16 protein-coding genes are annotated in these 16,693 nt (G+C 68.4%); 4 read left to right on the plus strand and 12 right to left on the minus strand.

Going from position 1 to position 16,693, the window contains the following annotated elements:
- Positions 1–3: 3 nt before the first annotated feature.
- Both ahpF and KF903_RS03680 read left to right on the plus strand, forming a co-directional pair.
- On the plus strand, positions 4–1,587 hold the full coding sequence (gene ahpF / locus KF903_RS03675) for an alkyl hydroperoxide reductase subunit F (protein WP_291211114.1): 1,584 nt from the start codon (positions 4–6) through the stop codon (positions 1,585–1,587).
- Positions 1,588–1,780: 193 nt separating this feature from the next.
- Entirely contained in the window at positions 1,781–2,326 is a 546-nt protein-coding gene (locus tag KF903_RS03680; protein ID WP_291211116.1) for a DUF4199 domain-containing protein, read from the plus strand.
- Between the two features lie 18 nt (positions 2,327–2,344).
- Here KF903_RS03680 and KF903_RS03685 read toward each other — a convergent pair whose 3' ends face one another.
- From KF903_RS03685 to KF903_RS03735, 11 genes are all read right to left on the minus strand, one after another.
- Positions 2,345–3,160 (minus strand): pyruvate, water dikinase regulatory protein, encoded by an 816-nt coding sequence (locus KF903_RS03685; protein ID WP_291211118.1) that lies wholly within the window; start codon positions 3,158–3,160, stop codon positions 2,345–2,347.
- A 47-nt stretch (positions 3,161–3,207) separates the two neighbouring features.
- Positions 3,208–4,341, minus strand: coding sequence for an FAD-dependent oxidoreductase (locus tag KF903_RS03690; RefSeq protein ID WP_291211120.1), 1,134 nt, complete (start codon positions 4,339–4,341; stop codon positions 3,208–3,210).
- A gap of 8 nt (positions 4,342–4,349) precedes the next feature.
- Complete coding sequence (locus KF903_RS03695; RefSeq protein WP_291211123.1) at positions 4,350–4,865, minus strand: sulfur transferase domain-containing protein; 516 nt, start codon at positions 4,863–4,865, stop codon at positions 4,350–4,352.
- Positions 4,862–5,224 (minus strand): carboxymuconolactone decarboxylase family protein, encoded by a 363-nt coding sequence (locus KF903_RS03700; RefSeq protein ID WP_291211126.1) that lies wholly within the window; start codon positions 5,222–5,224, stop codon positions 4,862–4,864. The genes KF903_RS03695 and KF903_RS03700 overlap by 4 nt, the downstream gene beginning before the upstream one ends.
- A gap of 9 nt (positions 5,225–5,233) precedes the next feature.
- Positions 5,234–5,680: a thioredoxin TrxC gene (trxC, locus tag KF903_RS03705; RefSeq protein ID WP_291211129.1), complete on the minus strand. Its 447-nt coding sequence runs from the start codon at positions 5,678–5,680 to the stop codon at positions 5,234–5,236.
- 10 nt (positions 5,681–5,690) lie between these two features.
- The gene (locus KF903_RS03710; RefSeq protein ID WP_291211131.1) at positions 5,691–6,158 is read right to left on the minus strand and encodes an OsmC family protein; all 468 of its coding nucleotides are present in this window, start codon (positions 6,156–6,158) and stop codon (positions 5,691–5,693) included.
- Between the two features lie 121 nt (positions 6,159–6,279).
- Entirely contained in the window at positions 6,280–6,873 is a 594-nt protein-coding gene (locus KF903_RS03715; protein ID WP_291211134.1) for a DUF3365 domain-containing protein, read from the minus strand.
- On the minus strand, positions 6,870–10,145 hold the full coding sequence (locus KF903_RS03720; RefSeq protein ID WP_291211136.1) for an efflux RND transporter permease subunit: 3,276 nt from the start codon (positions 10,143–10,145) through the stop codon (positions 6,870–6,872). The genes KF903_RS03715 and KF903_RS03720 overlap by 4 nt, the downstream gene beginning before the upstream one ends.
- Positions 10,138–11,229, minus strand: a complete 1,092-nt coding sequence (locus KF903_RS03725) for an efflux RND transporter periplasmic adaptor subunit (protein ID WP_291211138.1) — start codon at positions 11,227–11,229, stop codon at positions 10,138–10,140. Before KF903_RS03725 ends, KF903_RS03720 begins: the two co-directional genes overlap by 8 nt.
- Positions 11,216–11,422, minus strand: coding sequence for a DUF2892 domain-containing protein (locus KF903_RS03730; protein WP_291211140.1), 207 nt, complete (start codon positions 11,420–11,422; stop codon positions 11,216–11,218). The genes KF903_RS03725 and KF903_RS03730 overlap by 14 nt, the downstream gene beginning before the upstream one ends.
- A 43-nt stretch (positions 11,423–11,465) precedes the next feature.
- Positions 11,466–12,761: an FAD/NAD(P)-binding oxidoreductase gene (locus KF903_RS03735; RefSeq protein ID WP_291211143.1), complete on the minus strand. Its 1,296-nt coding sequence runs from the start codon at positions 12,759–12,761 to the stop codon at positions 11,466–11,468.
- A gap of 94 nt (positions 12,762–12,855) precedes the next feature.
- Here KF903_RS03735 and KF903_RS03740 point away from each other — a divergent pair, with 94 nt between their 5' ends.
- Entirely contained in the window at positions 12,856–13,194 is a 339-nt protein-coding gene (locus KF903_RS03740; RefSeq protein WP_291211146.1) for a metalloregulator ArsR/SmtB family transcription factor, read from the plus strand.
- A gap of 120 nt (positions 13,195–13,314) precedes the next feature.
- The gene (gene ppsA, locus KF903_RS03745; protein ID WP_291211149.1) at positions 13,315–15,693 is read left to right on the plus strand and encodes a phosphoenolpyruvate synthase; all 2,379 of its coding nucleotides are present in this window, start codon (positions 13,315–13,317) and stop codon (positions 15,691–15,693) included.
- Between the two features lie 164 nt (positions 15,694–15,857).
- On the opposite strand, the gene KF903_RS03750 is transcribed toward ppsA, so the two are convergent.
- A complete protein-coding gene (locus tag KF903_RS03750) occupies positions 15,858–16,505 on the minus strand; it encodes a hypothetical protein (protein ID WP_291211152.1) in 648 nt (215 codons plus the stop codon).
- Between the last annotated feature and the right edge of the window lie 188 nt (positions 16,506–16,693).

A 16,693-nucleotide genomic window follows, 5' to 3' on the forward strand; every position in this document is an offset into this window, starting at 1 on the left:
ACCATGTTGGACGCCACCCTCAAGACCCAGCTCAAGGGCTATCTCGAACGCGTGACGCAACCGATCCAGCTCATCGCCACGCTCGACGACAGCGCCGCCGCGCAGGAAATGCGCCAATTGCTGACCGACATCGCCGAGCAGTCGGCGCAAGTCAGCGTGAGCGAACGCGACGAACCCGGCGTGCCACGCCCGTCGTTCGCGATCGCGCGCCCCGATGGCAGTGTGCACCTGCGCTTCGCCGGCCTGCCGCTCGGCCATGAGTTCACTTCGCTGGTGCTCGCGTTGCTGCAGGTCGGCGGACATCCCTCGCGCGAGGCGCCCGAGCTGCTCGAGCAGGTGCGCGCCCTGCCCGGCCGATACCGCTTCACGACGTATTTCTCGCAGTCCTGCCAAAGCTGTCCCGATGTGGTGCAGGCACTCAACCTGATGGCGACGCTCAATCCGCGCATCGAGCATGTCGCGATCGACGGCGCCGCATTCCAGGCCGAGGTCGAGCGCCTCGGCATCATGGCGGTGCCCGCGATCTATCTCGAAGGCGAGCCCTTCGGCAATGGCCGCATGGGCCTGGCCGAGATCCTCGCCAAACTCGATACCGGCTCGACCGCGCGCGCCGCCGAGGCGATCAAGGCCAAGGAACCGTTCGATGTGCTCGTGGTCGGTGGCGGGCCGGCCGGCGCCGCGGCGGCGATCTATGCCGCGCGCAAGGGCATCCGCACCGGCGTGGTGGCCGAGCGTTTCGGTGGCCAGGTACTCGACACGCTGGCGATCGAGAACTTCATCTCGGTGCCGCACACCGAAGGCCCGCGCCTGGCCGCCGCACTCGAGCAACACGTGCGCGAGTACGAGGTCGACGTGATGAACCTGCAGCGGGCCAAATCACTCGTCGCCGGCAGCGATGGCTTCGAACTGCAACTCGAAGGCGGCGCTGCGCTCAAGGCGCGCAGCGTGGTCCTTGCCACCGGTGCACGCTGGCGCCAGATGAACGTGCCCGGCGAGAACGACTATCGCAACAAGGGCGTGGCCTATTGCCCGCACTGTGACGGCCCGTTGTTCAAGGGCAAGCGCGTGGCCGTGATCGGCGGCGGCAACTCGGGCGTCGAGGCCGCGATCGACCTGGCCGGCATCGTCGCGCACGTCACCCTGCTCGAGTTCGATGCCAAGCTGCGTGCCGACGAGGTGCTGCAGCGCAAGCTGCGCAGCCTGCCCAATGTGCGCGTCATCGTGTCGGCGCAGACCACCGAAGTGCTCGGCGACGGTCAGCGCGTGACCGGCCTGAGCTACAAGGAGCGCGCCAGCGGCGACAGCCACCGCGTGGAACTCGAAGGCATCTTCGTACAGATCGGCCTGCTGCCCAATACCGAGTGGCTCAAGGGCACGCTCGCGCTGAGCGGACGCGGCGAGATCGAGACCGATGCGCGTGGCGAAACCTCGCTGCCGGGCGTGTTCGCGGCCGGCGACTGCACCACGGTGCCCTACAAGCAGATCGTGATCGCGATGGGCGAGGGTTCCAAGGCCGCACTGAGCGCCTTCGACCACCTCATCCGCAGCAGCGCGCCCGCGCAGGACCCGGCGCGCCAGGTGGCCTGAACGAGTGTGCGCGGCGCCGCATTGCGCCGCCCGCGCCCGACCCGGCGCGGTGCCGCGCCCGCGCGGCGCGACGCCTCGCGCCGACGTTCGCCACGCCATCCGGAGCGCGTCCGCTGACGCAACCTGCGCAATGCGGTAGAAAGGACGCCACGCCGGCCCCCTGACCGGCAGCGGCACGCCCCCGGAGGCTACGATGTTCGGCAAGGTGTTCAACTACGGCGGGATGAGTGGCCTCATCGCCGGCGTCCTCATGTTCGCGCTGGCCGCGACCTCGCGCAGCCATCCGTCGACCCACTTCGGCGAACCGTTGGCTTACGTCGTGATGCTGCTGGCGGCACTGCCGATCTTCGTCGCGATCCGTCGCTATCGCAGCGACGACAGCCGCGGCAAGGTCGGCGTGGTACCGGGCCTGGCGATCGGTCTCGCGGTCGCCGCAGTCGCCGCGGTGGTGTATGCGCTGTGCTGGGAGCTCACCCTCGCCTGGAGCGGTATCGACTATGCCGCCGACCATGCCGCCCAGGTGCTGGGCCAGGCCCAGGACCAGGGCGTGAGCGGCGCCGCGCTCGACCAACTGAACGCGCACCTGCAGCAATTCAGGACCGACTACGCCGCCCCATCGCATCGCCTGGCGTTCTCGTTCATGGAGAGCTTCCCAACCGGCGCGGCAGTGGCGCTGGTATCGGCACTGCTGCTGAGCAACCCCCGCTTCATGCCGCTGCGCGGCGGACGCAGGCGCTGACGCGGCGGCCCAGCCGCATCAGAACATGTGGCGCTCGATGCCGAGCTGGGACAGGATCTTGCTGGCGATTTCCTCGATCGAGGTGTGCGTGGTGTTCTGCACCGGGATGTTCTCGCGGCGGAACAGCTTGTCGGCCAGTTCGAGCTCGCGGCGGCACTGCTCGATCTTCGCGTAGCGGCTGCCCGGACGCCGCGCCTCGCGCACCTGCGCGAGGCGACCGGCCTCGATGGTGAGGCCATACAGGCGCGGCCGGTACGGCAGCAGGCGGCTGGGGATTTCCAGTCGCTCGAGGTCCTCGTCGGTCAGCGGATAGTTGGCGGCCTTCACCCCGTAATGCAGCGCCATGTACAGGCAGGTCGGCGTCTTGCCCACGCGCGACACGCCGACCAGAATCACGTCGGCGTCGTGGTAGTTGACGTCGATGCCATCGTCGTGGGTCAACGCGTAGTTGGTGGCGTTGATGCGTGCCTCGTACTCGGTGAAATCGGTCAGCCCATGCGCCTTGCCCACGCGCGCCGAACGCTGCGCGCCAAGCTCGGCCTCGAGCGGGGCGATGAATGGCGCGAACACGTCGAGCATGAGCGCGCCACTCTCAGCCACCACGTCGCTGAGACGCTGATCCATGATCGTGTTGACGACGATCGGCCGCGCGCCGGTCTGGGCGTAGGCAGTCTTGATGCGCAGCGCGGCGGCCTGCGCCTTGTCCTCGCTGTCGACGAACGGCAGGCGGAAGGTGTCGAACTGGACCGAATCGAACTGCGTGAGCACGCTGTGGCCGATCGTTTCGGCGGTGATGCCGGTGCCGTCGGAAACGTAGAAGATGATGCGGTGCATGGGATGCTCGCAAGGCAGGACGCCCAAGCATGCCGCAAGCCGCGTCCTCAACGATAGCGGCGCAGGTAGATCTTCTCGAACGCCGCCTTGGCCCAGTGCATGATCCGCATCGGTTCGAGCGTGCGTCCGCCGCCCTCGTGGCGCGTCACCAGCATGCCGCGGTCGAGGCTGTCGATGATGCAGCTCAGTTCGGCGCGGAAGTTCTCGCGCGGAGTCTCGCCAGCCAGTTCGCGCAGCAGATTGCGCGCGGCCACGGCGGCCTGCAGATCGGCCTGGTGTGCCTGCTTGGGCATCCACTCCGGCCCCGGCAGGCTGGCCCCGTCGCCTGCCGCATAGGTGCACGCGAAGCCGGCCACGCGACACTGGGCATCGCCCTGCACGAGCCCGCCGGGCGAGCGTGGCAGGCGCGTCGCGTCGAGCCATGCCGGCCCGGTCAGGCCCGGCATGAACAGCGTCAGGTCACTGCCGATGCGCGTGTGCTCGAGCTGCACCGCAGCGGCTTCGAAGGCCTTGGGTTTCTCGCCGAGCACGGTGTCGATGCCGCGCTTGGCCATCTCGGCGAGGATGAGGCCAACCGCGCGCTCACCGAGGCGCTGGCCCGGCGTCGGCGATGGACTGAAGAACACGAGGCGGAAGCGGTCGCGCCGACCCTGCCGGCGCAGCAGCGTGTCGATGCCGAACACGAACTCGAAAATTGGCCCGCCGCGCATCGCGATCGGTTCCTGCGGGTTGGAGGCGAACCCGAAGCACAGCGTGCCGCCCGCCAGCGCGGCCAGCCGATCACGGATCGCCTCGCCTGCCGCCACGCCCTCGCACGGCACGATGGCGTGCTCGATGCCGGGCAGCTTGCGGATGAAGCGTGCGCCGCTGGCGATGACGAGACCGTCATTGGCGACCTCGCCCGCATCGGTCAGCAGGGTGCGTCCGTCGTCGGACAATCCGCTCGCGCGGGCGGCGTGGAAGCGAATGCGCTGGCGGCGCAGGAAATTGCCGAGCGGCACCACGAGATCCTCGCGGCGGCGACGGCCCGACGGCAGCCAGATCGTGCCCGGCAGGTAATGCAACTCGGCGACCGGCGCCACCAGCGTGAGCTCGGCTGCAGGGGCGCCGCGCCGCAACGTGCGCAGCGCGGTGAGGCCGGCAAAGCCGGCTCCGACGACCGTGATCCGCGGCGCAGCCATATGCCCTCCTAGTGGGCGATGCCGAGCATCTGGCGCACGCGGGGTTCGGTGCCCGTCATGCCGGCGGCGCGACCCAGATCGAGCGCCGCCTGCGGCGCCATGCCGTCGAAGTCGGCCTGCTCGAGCGCGAGCAGGCCACCGACGCGATTGCCGCTCGCACAATGCACGAGCACGCCGGCGTGCCGCGGCTGCAAGGCGTCGTGCAGGCGCTGCGCGTTGGCGACGGTGACGCCGTCGGCGCCGGCCACCGGGATCTCGAGATACTCCATGCCGGCCGCACGCACCTCGGCGGCCTCGTCACGTCCTGCAAGCTCCTGCGCCGGGCGCAGGTTGATCACGGTGCGCACACCGCGCGCGCGGATCGCCGCCCAGTCCGTTGGCGCCGGTTGGCCGGCCGTGAACAAACCCGGCAACGGCTGCTGCAACTTCAGCTCACTGCGGGTGGTGCTGGCCGGCGCATGGGCGCAGCCGGCGAGCGCGAGCAACGCCGCGCACAGCGCGATATTGGCGAGCCGCCTGCTCATGGCGTCGCTCCGGCCGCCGCGCCGAGCTCGTCGAAGGCCCGCAGTGCCTGCGCCGCGTACAGCACCGACGGACCGGCGCCCATGTACACCGCCATCGACAGCGTCTCGAGGATATCCTCGCGGCTGGCGCCGGCCTTGATCGCAGCCTTGACGTGGAAGCCGATGCAGCCGTCGCAGCGGATCGCCACGGCGATCGCGGTGGCGATCAGCTCCTTGGTGCGTACGTCGAGCGAACCTGGCTTGAGCGCCGCGCTGGCCAGCGCCGAGAACGCGCGCATCGGATCGGCGGCATCGGTGCGCAGCCGATCGAGGTCGGCGTTGAGCGATTGCAGCATCGCGGGATAGGACTCGGTACTCATGGTGTGCCCTCAGTGTGGAATTCGTTGCCGCACCCAGCGCGCGATGTCGCCCGCCGCCATCGCGCCGGCCTGGCGCGCCAGCTCGCGACCGTGCTGGAACAGGATCAGGGTGGGAATGCTGCGGATCGCGAAGCGCGCGCCCAGCGCGGGCTGCGCATCGGTATCGACCTTGGCCAGCCGCAACTGCGGCTCGAGCAGCGCCGCAGCCTGTTCGAATTGCGGCGCCATCGTGCGGCAGGGCCCGCACCAAGGCGCCCAGAAGTCGACCAGCACGGGCAGCTCGGCGCGTTCGACATGGGCGTGGAAGCCGGCTGCGTCGAGTGCAACCGGATGGGCGGCGAACAGCGTCTGGCCGCACTTGCCACACGCCGGTGCCTCGCCCAGTCGCGCCACCGGCACGCGGTTGAGCGCGTGGCAATGCGGACAGGCGACCAGCAGCGATTGCGTCGGGTTCATCGCGCGATCCTCACGCCGCCGCCCCGGGAACATGGGCCACGCCGTCGCCATCGACCACGCGCACGTCGACGGCGATGCCCTCACGCACGCTCTGGGTGACGATGCAGAACTGCTCGAACTGCGCCAGCACCCGCTCGAAATGCTCGAGCTGCGCCGCCTTGTCGGCCAAGGTCAGCGTGACCTGCGCGCGCGCAATGCGCCAGCGCCCTTGCGCGTTGCGCTCCTTGCGCGCGCTGATCTGCGCGCGGATCGGAGCGGGCTCGTTGTGGAACTTGCGCAACGCGAACACGAGGCTCGCCGCAAGACAGTTGGCCACGCCGGTCAGCAGCAGCGCCGACGGATTGGGACCGCTGCCGCCGCCGAGCGGCGCCGGCTCGTCGGTATGCAGGCTGGCGAGTCCGCTTTGGCCGAAACTCACCTTGAATGCGTAGGGACCCTCCTGTTCGAGCACCAGCTGGATCTCGTCGTTGTCGGCCATCGTCGTGACTCCGTTCGGATCTTGGAAAAATTGCGCCGACCTGCGGCTTTGCAAGACGGCCTGCAGCGGACGCGACACGCCGCCGCGGCAGCGGCCGCGGCGATTGGTGCGACTTCGGCAGTCAGCGGCCGGTCGGTACTTCGACCCACAGCGCACCGCGCAGATCGCCGGCGGAAAAACCGGTCGCGCCGTCGCCCGGATAGAGCCGCTGCAGCGCGGCGCGGGTGTCGTCAGCGAGCGCCTTGCCATGACAGGCCAGGCACATCGGCTCGACCGGAATGCCGCGCAGCAGGCGCAGGTCGACGCCCGCCGGCAGATCAGCGTCCTGCACCTGCACGAGGTCGGCGACCGGCGTGCCCGCCGCCACGCGCTGCTCGAACACGGCCAGCCCCTGCGCCTGCCAGGGCTCGGCCGTATTGGCTGGGCTGCGCTGGCGTCCGGCCACCGGCACGCGACCGATGCGCAGCCGATGTTCGGCAGCCACGCGCGCCGCGATGCGCGGCGCCTCGTCGTGACAGAACGTGATCGCACCGACCGTACCACCACGCTCGAGTTGTGCGGCCAGCGCAGCCTTGAGCGACCGGCTCAGGTCGAGCGCGGCCGCCTGCGCGCGTTGCCGCGGCGTGGTTGCGGCCGCCGCGGTGGCGGCATCGGCCGCCTGCCCCGCCGAGATGCCGGGCAGCAGGGCCATGAGCAACAGCCAGCGCGTCTTCATGTCGACACCTCCGTCGCCTGCAGTGCCGGGTCGCGGCGCCTGAGGCCATAGTAGAGCAGCGGGATCACCACCAGCGTCAGCAACGTGCTGACGAGGATGCCGAAGATGAGCGAAATCGCCAATCCATTGAAGATCGGATCATCGAGGATGAACAGCGCACCGAGCATGGCCGCCACTCCGGTCAGCACGATCGGCTTGGCGCGCACGGCGCAGGCGTCGATCACGGCCGCCGCCAACGCCACGCCGCGTGCCGTCTCGTGGTTGATGAAGTCCACCAGCAGGATCGAATTGCGCACGATGATGCCGGCCAGCGCGATCATGCCGATCATGCTCGTGGCCGTGAACTGCGCGTGCAGCAACGCATGGCCCGGCATCACGCCGATCACGGTGAGCGGGATCGGCGCCATGATCACGAGCGGCACCAGGTAGCTGCGGAACTGCGCCACCACGAGCAGGTAGATCAGGATCATGCCGGCGCCGTAGGCAATGCCCATGTCGCGGAATGTCTCGTAGGTGATCTGCCACTCGCCGTCCCACTTGACCGCATAGTGGCTGGTATCGGCAGGTTGCGCGATGAAGGTCTGGTCGAGCCTCTGCCCGCCCATCGCGCGCTCGCGCAGCGTGCCGACCATCGCGAACATGCCGTACAGCGGGCTGTCGAGCTTGCCGGCCTCGTCGCCCATCACGTACACCACCGGCAACCCGTCCTTGTGCTGGATCGCGTCGTCCCAGGCGCCGCCCTGCACCGCCACGACTTCCGACAACGGCACCAGGCTGCCGCCCGCGCTGCGCACACGCAGGCCGAGCAGGGTCGGCAGCAGCGACTGGTCCTGCGCCGACAGCCGCAGGCGGATCGGCCGCGGATACTTGGAGGCCTCGTCGTGGATGTAGCTGGCGTCGAAGCCACCGACCGCGAGCGCCAGCGCGTCGACGACACTGGCCTGCGCCACGCCAAGCCGCGCCGCGCGCACGCGGTCGAGCGCGATCGTCTCGCGCGGCGCATCGGCGGCCACGCTGGTATCGATGTCGACGATGCCGGTCGTGTGCGCGAAGGCGTCGCTGGCCAGCGCACGCGCCACGCGGCGCTGGCCGGCGTAGTCGGGGCCATAGACCTCGGCCACGAGCGGGGCCAGCACGGGCGGCCCCGGCGGCACCTCGACCACCTGCACCACCGCCTGGTGGCGTGCCCCGATCGCCGCCAGCGCCGGTCGCATCGCGCGCGCGATGTCGTGGCTCTGGCGCCGGCGCAGGTGCTTGTCGACGAGGTTGACCTGCAGATCGCCGAGGTTGGCGGCGCTGCGCAGGTAGTACTGGCGCACCAGCCCATTGAAGTTGATCGGCGCCGCCGTGCCAGCATAAGCCTGGTAATCGAGCACTTCGGGAATCGTGTCGATCTCGGCGGCCAGTTCCGCCAGCAGCGCGCTGGTCTGCTCGAGCGTGCTGCCCTCGCGCAGGTGCACGACGACCTGCACCTCGGACTTGTTGTCGAACGGCAGCATCTTGAGCACGACCAGCTCGACCAGCGCGAGCGAGGCGCTGAGCCCGACCAGCAGCGCCATCGCTCCGAACAGCAGCCGGCGGTGGCGGGCGGCGCGCGCGCCGTACAGGAACGGCGACATCACGCGCTCGAACAGCCGATGCAGGCGGCCATGCTGCGCCGCCTCGGTCGCCTCGGCCTGCGCCGCGTGCGCACCATCGCCGTGGCGGCGCAGCAGTTTGAACGACAACCACGGCGTCACCACCAGCGCGATGACGAGCGACAGCAGCATGCCGGCCGAGGCATTGATCGGGATCGGCCGCATGTAGGGCCCCATCAGGCCCGACACGAAAGCCATCGGCATCAACGCCGCGATCACCGTGAGGGTGGCCAGAATGGTCGGCCCGCCGACTTCGTTGACGGCGACGGGGATGAGTTCGAGCAGGCTGCGGCGCTGACCCTCGCGCGCGTCGAGCAGCATGTGGCGATGGATGTTCTCGACCACCACCACGGCATCGTCGACGAGGATGCCGATCGAGAAGATCAACGCGAACAGCGACACGCGGTTGAGCGTGAAGCCCATCGCGTGCGAGGCGAACAGCGTGACCGCGAGCGTGAGCACGACGGCGCTGCCGACCACGATCGCCTCGCGCCAGCCCAGCGCGAACAGCACCAGCAGCACCACCGAGCCGGTTGCGAACATGAGCTTCTGGATCAGCTTGCGCGCCTTGTCGGTGGCGGTGCGCCCGTAGTCGCGCGTGACCGTGGCGTGCACGCCGCTCGGGATGAGTTCACCGTGCAACTGCTGCACGCGCTGCTCGACCGCGCGCGTGATGTCGGCGGCATTGCTGCCGGGCTTCTTGGCGATCGCGATCGTCACTGCCGGCGCGGGACCGGTCTGCGGCCCGGCGCGCTGTGGCGGCGCGCCGTGCCAGACATAGCTCGTGGCCAGATCGCCGCGCGCCTCGACCGTGGCCACATCGGCCAGCAGCAGCGGTCGACCGCCATTCATGCCAATGACGAGCGCGGCCACGTCCTCGGCCGAGGCGAGGAAGCGTCCTGCCGTCACCGGCACGGCCCCCGCCGGCGCGACACGCTCGCCGGCCTGATGCACGACATTGGCCGCCTGCAGCGCCTGCACGAGATCGCCCGGCGCGAGCTGGTATGCCGCCAGTCGCGCCGGATCGAGCGTCACCAGCACGCTGCGCTGCGGCGCGCCGATCGTGTAGATGTCGCGCGTGCCGGGGATGCGCTTGAGGTCGCTTTCGAGCGTGTGCGCGACCTCGGCCAACCGCGTCGCATCGGTGGCCGCGTCATCGCTCCACAGCGTCAACGCCATCACCGGCACATCGTCGATGCCCTTGGGCTTGACCACCGGCGTGCCGACGCCAATGCCGCGTGGCATCCAGTCCTGATTGGAAAACACCTGGTTGTAGAGGCGCACCAGCGCCGGCTGGCGCGCCACGCCGACCTGGTATTCGACCGTGAGCACGGCCATGCCGGGGCGGCTGATCGAATAGACGTGCTTGATGCCCTCGATCTCGGCCAGCTTCTGCTCCAGCGGCGTCGCCACCAACTGCTCGACGTCGCGCGCGCTGGCGCCATCGAACGGCACCATCACGTTGGCCATCGTCACGTCGATCTGCGGTTCTTCCTCGCGCGGCGTGATGACCACCGCGAGCAGGCCCAGCAGCAGGCCGGTGATGGCCAGGATCGGCGTCAGCGGATTGTTCTGGAACGCGGCCGCGAGGCGGCCCGACAGTCCCAGCCGCGGGCTGCGCGCCGGCTCAGTCATGTCGCGCACCCATGGCCTGACGTTGCGCGGCCAGCGCCTGGGTGGCGGCCACCGGATCGCTTGCCACCACCTCGCCCGGCGCCAGCCCACTGATCACCTCGATCGAGTCGCCCTCGCGCGCGCCAAGGCGCAGCTGGCGCAGCAGCAGGCGCTCACCTTGCCGAACATAGACGCCACTGAGTTCGCCGCGCTGCGCGACCGCGCCGAGCGGGATGCGTACCGCCGCCACGCGCGTGGTCGGATCGTCGGCCAGCTCGGTGTCGAACACGATCTTCGCCGTGGTGCCCGGCGCCGGCGGTGGCGCCAGTGCCGGCAGCACCACGCGCACGTTGACGCTGTGGCTGGCCACGTCGGCAGCCGGAAACACGATGACCTGCGCTGGCGTCACCACGCGCCCGTCGGGCAACACGACGCTGGCGGCCGGATTGCGACGGATCGCTTCCGCGCGCGTCTGCGGCACCGACACTTCGATGCGCAGCGCATCGGGTGCGTACACGCTCAGCAGCGGCTGGCCCGGCGCCACCGTTTCGCCCGGCTCGACGTCACGCCGTGCGACGACGCCCGCGAACGGCGCCCGCACCACGGTGTAGCGCGTCTGCTGCAGCGCCTGCGCCAATTGCGCCTGCGCCGCGCCGCGCGCCGCAACCGCCGTGTCGCGCGCGGCCCGCGCCTGATCGAGCTGGGCCTGCGAGACGTAGTGGGTCTGGGCGAGTTTCGCGTGACGGGTGTAGTTCTGCTCGGCCTCGACCGCCGCGGCCTCGGCCGCGCGCAACTGCGCACGTGCGGTGTTGGCGCCGGCGTCCTGCTCGACCGCGCTGATGCGCAGCAGCACCGCATCGGCCGCGACGCGGTCGTTGACGTCGACCTCCACCGCGGTGATGCGTCCAGCCGTCTGCGCACTGAGATCGGCGCGGCGCACGGCCTCGACCACGCCATCCCAGGCGTGACCCGGCAGGCCCTGCGGCGCCGCCACCGTGAACGTCGCCAGTGGCGGCAGCGGCGGCGACGTGGTCGCACTCTGGCGGCCGCTGCAAGCGCCCAGCAGCAATGCCGCGAGCACCAGTGCGTGTTTACTTGAATGCACAGCCACTCCCACTCACGCCGAGCTTCTTGAACAGCATGGCAGCCGGACAGAAGCCCGTGAAACTCGCCTGCAGCAGGTTGAGGCCGATGAAGGCCGTGAGCAGCAACCAGCCCGGCGCGACGAAATGGGCCAGGGCCACGCTGACGAGGATCATCACACCCGCAAATGCCATCACCGCACGATCAAGATTCATTGCCAATTCTCCACGTTGCCGTTGCTCGAATGCGCCCGCCGCATCACTCTGCGCTGGCGCGCCTGACGTCCTTGAGCCGCTCGATGCCGAGCGCCTTGAGGATGTATTTCTCGTAGATCGGCTCGGAGGTGCCGTGCCGCATCTTGTAGAGGAAGTATTTTTCGAAGCCGACCTTGGCCAGGTGCACCCACTTGCCGATCCGGGTCCAGGTCACGTTGCGCGGCGGGATCTGCGGCAGCGCCACGAAGGCGGCGCCCGTGTCACCCATGTCGGCCAGGCACACCGCATTCCAGGTGCCTTCGAAATCGGCCGGCTGGCCCTTGAGCTCGGCCTCGATGTTGCGCACGATCGTGGTCACCATCGACTCGATCATGAAGCCGGTCTTGGGCGCACCGGTCGGAACCGGCGTGGCCTCGACCGGCGGGATCGCCACGCAGACGCCGGCGGCGAAGATCTTCGGGTACTGCGGGCTGCGCTGGTGCTTGTCGACGAGCACGAAGCCGCGCGGATTGCACAGGCCTTCGACCGCCGCCACCGCTGGCACGCCCTTGAACGCCGGCAGCAGCATCGCGAACTTGAACGGCAGCGTGTGCGTCTGCACCGGCTGCCCCTTGGCGTCGTGTTCGACCACGCTCATCTGGCCGGCGTCGACCTGGCTCACCTTGCCGTTGGCGATCCAGCCGATGTGGCGCTGGCGCATCTCGGCTTCCATGAGGCCCTTGGAATCACCGACGCCACCGAGTCCCATGTGACCGATGTAGGGTTCGCTGGTGACGAAGGTCATCGGCACCTTGTCGCGCAGCTTGCGCTTGCGCAGGTCGGCGTCGACGATCATCGCGAATTCGTAGGCCGGCCCGAAGCAACTGGCGCCCTGCACCGCACCGATCACCACCGGGCCCGGCGATTGCAGGAACTGCTGATAGCGCTGCCAGGCCTGCAGCGCGTGCGGCGCCGTGCAGACCGATTCGGTATGCCCGCCGTCGGGGCCGGCGCCGGGCACTTCCTCGAATGCGAGCCGCGGGCCGGTGCAGATCACGAGATAGTCGTAGTCGATCGTCTCGCCCGCACCGGTGACGACGCGGTTGGCCTCGGCTTCGATACGGGCGACGCCGCTGCCGAGGTAGCGGATGCCCTTGCGCGCGACGTGCTCGGCGACCGGCAAGGTGGTGTCCTTTTCCTGGCGCCAGCCGACCGCCAGCCACGGATTGGAAGGCGTGAAGGCGAAGCGCTCGCCCTCACCCACCAGCACGATGGCGTGGCCGTTGCCCAGCGTCTCGCGCAGCTCATAGGCCGCGCTCATGCCACCCAGTCCCGCACCGACCACCACGATCGTCGACATCGCCGCCTCCCGCCGTGCTGTTGATGATTGTATATTAGCGGTGGCTTATATGCGTGTCAACTGATATTATCCTGCCGACCCGCAGGATCCAGACATGCCAAGCCGCCCCAGGACCGCCTTCCAACTCGACCCCGAACAGATGCGCGCGCATGCCGACGCGGCCAGCCGCATGCTGCGCACGCTCGGCAACGACAACCGGCTCATGATCCTGTGCCTGCTGGCACAGGGCGAACGCTCGGTGGGCCAGCTCAACGAGCGCCTCGACCTGAGCCAATCGGCGCTGTCACAGCACTTGGCCGTGCTGCGCCACGAAGGCCTCGTCGATACGCGGCGCGATGCGCAGACGATCTACTACGCGCTGGCCGCCGGCCCCGCCGAGCGCATCATCCAGACCCTGCACGACATCTACTGCGGCAGCCAGATCGCCTGTTGAAAGGCCAGGCGCTGCGCCGCAGCGCGCCCGCTGCCGGCCATCGCGGCTTGCCCCGTCCGGCGCAAAGACCGAAAATTGCGCGCTGCCGCAAAGCGGTCCCGCCCACTTCGGAGTACCCCCTTGAGCGACCTCGTCCTTTGGCTCGATTCCCTGCGCATGTCCGATCTGGGCAAGGTAGGCGGCAAGAACGCCTCGCTCGGCGAAATGATCGGCAACCTGACCCAGCTCGGCGTTTCGGTGCCGGGCGGCTTCGCCACCACGGCGCAGGCGTTTCAGCAGTATCTGGAGCGCAGCGGCCTGGCCGCGCGCATCCAGCAGCGCCTGGCCACGCTCGACGTCGAGCACGTCGACGCGCTGACCGCCGCCGGCGCCGAGATCCGCGGCTGGATCGTCGATACCGCGCTGCCGGCCGAACTCGACCAGGCGATCCGCGAGGCCTACGCGCGGCTGTGCCGCGAAGCCGGCGCCGGGACGCAGGCCGTGGCGGTCGCGGTGCGCTCCTCGGCCACCGCCGAAGACCTGCCCGATGCGTCGTTTGCGGGCCAGCAGGAGACCTTCCTCAACGTGTGCGGCATCGATGACGTGCTGCACAAGGTCAAGGAGGTGTTCGCCTCGCTCTACAACGACCGCGCGATCGCCTACCGCGTGCATCATGGTTTCAGGCACGAGGACGTGTTCCTGTCGGCCGGTGTGCAGCTCATGGTGCGTTCGGATGTCGGCGCGGCCGGCGTGCTGTTCACGCTCGACACCGAATCGGGCTTCCGCGATGCCGTGTTCGTGACCGGCAGCTACGGCCTGGGCGAGATGGTCGTGCAGGGCGCGGTCAATCCCGACGAGTTCTACGTCTACAAGCCCACGCTCAAGGCCGGCAAACCCGCCATCCTGCGCCGCCAGATCGGCGCCAAGCAGCAGCGCATGGTGTATTCGACCGTGGCCGGTGAACGCGTGCGCATCGAGGAAACGCCGGCCGCCGACCGCGCGCGATTCTGCATCAGCGACGCCGACGTGCATGAGCTGGCGCGGCAGGCGCTCGTCATCGAGCAGCACTACGACCGGCCGATGGACATCGAGTGGGCCAAGGACGGGCTCAGCGGCAAGCTCTACATCGTGCAGGCACGCCCCGAGACCGTGAAGTCGCGCGCGCGCGCGACCCAGATCGAACGCTTCCAGCTCCGCGAGCGCGGCGAGGTCCTCGCCCAAGGCCGCTCGATCGGCCAGAAGATCGGCGCTGGCAAGGCGCGCGTGATCCGCTCGATCAAGGACATGAACCGCGTGCAGCCCGGCGACGTGCTCGTTGCCGACATGACCGATCCCGACTGGGAACCGGTGATGAAGCGCGCCGCGGCGATCGTCACCAACCGTGGCGGGCGCACCTGCCATGCCGCAATCATCGCCCGCGAGCTTGGCGTGCCCGCGATCGTCGGTACCGGCAACGGCCTCGACGCGATCCCCGATGGTGCCGACGTCACGGTGTCCTGCGCCGAGGGCGATACCGGCTTCGTCTACGCGGGCCAGCTCGCGTTCGAGCGCGTGACCGCCGACCTCGGCGCGATGCCGCCGGCTCCGCTCAAGATCATGATGAACGTGGCCAACCCCGAGCGCGCATTCGACTTCGCGATGCTGCCCAACGCTGGCGTGGGGCTGGCCCGCCTCGAAATGATCATCGCCAGCCACATCGCCGTGCACCCCAAGGCCCTGCTCGAATACGAGCGGCAGGATGCCGCTACCAAGGCCCAGATCGACGAGCGCATCGCGGGTTACGCAAGCCCGGTCGACTTCTACGTCGACCGCCTCGCCGAAGGCATCGCCACCATCACCGCCGCGTTCGCGCCGCAGCCGGTGATCGTGCGCCTGTCCGACTTCAAATCCAACGAATACGCCAACCTCATCGGCGGCAAGCGCTACGAGCCGCATGAAGAAAACCCGATGATCGGCTTCCGTGGCGCCAGCCGCTACGTCGACCCGAGCTTCGAAGATGCCTTCGCACTCGAATGCCGCGCGATGAAGAAGGTGCGCGAAACGATGGGCCTGGCCAATGCCTGGGTCATGATCCCGTTCGTGCGCACGCTCGAGGAAGGCCGCAAGGTCATCGAGGTACTCAAGCGCCATGGCCTCGAGCAGGGCAAGGACGGCCTCAAGGTCATCATGATGTGCGAGGTGCCGTCGAATGCGCTGCTCGCCGACGAGTTCCTCGACATCTTCGACGGATTCTCGATCGGCTCCAACGACCTCACCCAGCTCACGCTCGGCCTCGATCGCGACTCCTCGATCGTGGCGAGCCTGTTCGACGAACGCAATGCCGCGGTCAAGAAGCTGCTGTCGATGGCGATCGCCACCGCGCGGCGCAAAGGCAAGTACGTCGGCATCTGCGGCCAGGGACCCAGCGACCATCCCGATCTCGCCGAGTGGCTGATGGAACAGGGCATCGAGTCGGTCTCGCTCAACCCGGACACCGTCGTCGATACCTGGCTCGCGCTGGCGAAGAAAAAGGCCGGCTGACCGCCGCGGCGGCCAGCGTGCCGCCCTGCCACTGCCGTCGAAACGCCCCCCGCCGCTGCCGGCGGAGGCGGCTTCCTCGTGCCCGCCTCGCTGGGTTGGCGGACTCTGCGTAAATCAGACTGGCCTTGAAAGGGGGGGGCAGGTCATATACGGCCATGGCAGACTCAATTGGTCTTCCTGCAACGTCCTATTTCTTCGTCGGTCATCACTGGTTTGATTACGCACGGTTCTCGTGGCGGAGAATGGCGCGAAACATTCCGCTCAGATGACTGCGCAGCGATTGTCGGTGCGGGCGATTTTGCGACCGGCGTTTGTACCGCATTCACCTCGCGCATTCTGCTCCCAGCGCTGCTAGCTTGGCTCTGATTCGTGCGGCTAGGAGTTACAGACTGCCTCTCAGGCCCCCTGTTAGCCAACCACGCCCATAACACTATCGCTCCGATTACAACCCACACCGAATACCAGTCGTGTTCTTTATTTTGCGACTGCTTTGGTCGCTGTTGTTCAGCTAGCACGCGCCGCTGCTCTGCTTCTTCGAGTTGACGTTGCTGTTCAATTCTTCTCTCTTGTGCCTGGAGTTCCTCTTGGACGCGTCCTGCAATGTATCGCTGATCGCGCAAGTCTTTTACCACAAGCTTGATGTATTCGGCCCTTGCTCGCTCTTCGCTACCTCCTGCATTGGCGAGTGCTTTGGCCCAGAGTCCGTGGCGGCGGATCCCAGCCTCTATTTCGCGCAGGGCTTCGGCATAGAGCGCTTCATCCTCTTTCCGACCGGCAACTTGGGCGTCGCGAATATCTGACCAGATGCCCATCTCTAATCTCCTGATCCCTAACGCTTGAGCTCACCTGCCGCTATGGAGCGTAGCGGAATAGCGGTCAGGTGGAGCGATTGGTTATATTTCAATCTCTTTCGCCTGCCAACCCGCGATCTTATGGTGCTTAGTGATGCACGTCGCACTTGGACGTAGCAAGACCCGATGAGGTGTGTGAATAGGTTTGC

Origin of the sequence: Dokdonella sp. (assembly GCF_019634845.1) — a bacterium.
In the GTDB taxonomy this organism is placed as follows: domain Bacteria; phylum Pseudomonadota; class Gammaproteobacteria; order Xanthomonadales; family Rhodanobacteraceae; genus Dokdonella_A.

Excerpts from the sequence above, each read along its gene's own strand:
- KF903_RS03685 (WP_291211118.1), bottom strand. The coding sequence starts at position 3,160 with ATGCACCGCATCATCTTCTACGTTTCCGACGGCACCGGCATCACCGCC.
- KF903_RS03715 (WP_291211134.1), bottom strand. The coding sequence starts at position 6,873 with ATGAAGACGCGCTGGCTGTTGCTCATGGCCCTGCTGCCCGGCATCTCG.
- KF903_RS03690 (WP_291211120.1), bottom strand. The coding sequence starts at position 4,341 with ATGGCTGCGCCGCGGATCACGGTCGTCGGAGCCGGCTTTGCCGGCCTC.
- KF903_RS03750 (WP_291211152.1), bottom strand. The coding sequence starts at position 16,505 with ATGGGCATCTGGTCAGATATTCGCGACGCCCAAGTTGCCGGTCGGAAA.
- KF903_RS03710 (WP_291211131.1), bottom strand. The coding sequence starts at position 6,158 with ATGGCCGACAACGACGAGATCCAGCTGGTGCTCGAACAGGAGGGTCCC.
- KF903_RS03700 (WP_291211126.1), bottom strand. The coding sequence starts at position 5,224 with ATGAGTACCGAGTCCTATCCCGCGATGCTGCAATCGCTCAACGCCGAC.
- KF903_RS03695 (WP_291211123.1), bottom strand. The coding sequence starts at position 4,865 with ATGAGCAGGCGGCTCGCCAATATCGCGCTGTGCGCGGCGTTGCTCGCG.
- ahpF (WP_291211114.1), top strand. The coding sequence starts at position 4 with ATGTTGGACGCCACCCTCAAGACCCAGCTCAAGGGCTATCTCGAACGC.
- KF903_RS03730 (WP_291211140.1), bottom strand. The coding sequence starts at position 11,422 with ATGAATCTTGATCGTGCGGTGATGGCATTTGCGGGTGTGATGATCCTC.
- KF903_RS03720 (WP_291211136.1), bottom strand. The coding sequence starts at position 10,145 with ATGACTGAGCCGGCGCGCAGCCCGCGGCTGGGACTGTCGGGCCGCCTC.
- KF903_RS03740 (WP_291211146.1), top strand. The coding sequence starts at position 12,856 with ATGCCAAGCCGCCCCAGGACCGCCTTCCAACTCGACCCCGAACAGATG.
- trxC (WP_291211129.1), bottom strand. The coding sequence starts at position 5,680 with ATGAACCCGACGCAATCGCTGCTGGTCGCCTGTCCGCATTGCCACGCG.
- KF903_RS03680 (WP_291211116.1), top strand. The coding sequence starts at position 1,781 with ATGTTCGGCAAGGTGTTCAACTACGGCGGGATGAGTGGCCTCATCGCC.
- KF903_RS03735 (WP_291211143.1), bottom strand. The coding sequence starts at position 12,761 with ATGTCGACGATCGTGGTGGTCGGTGCGGGACTGGGTGGCATGAGCGCG.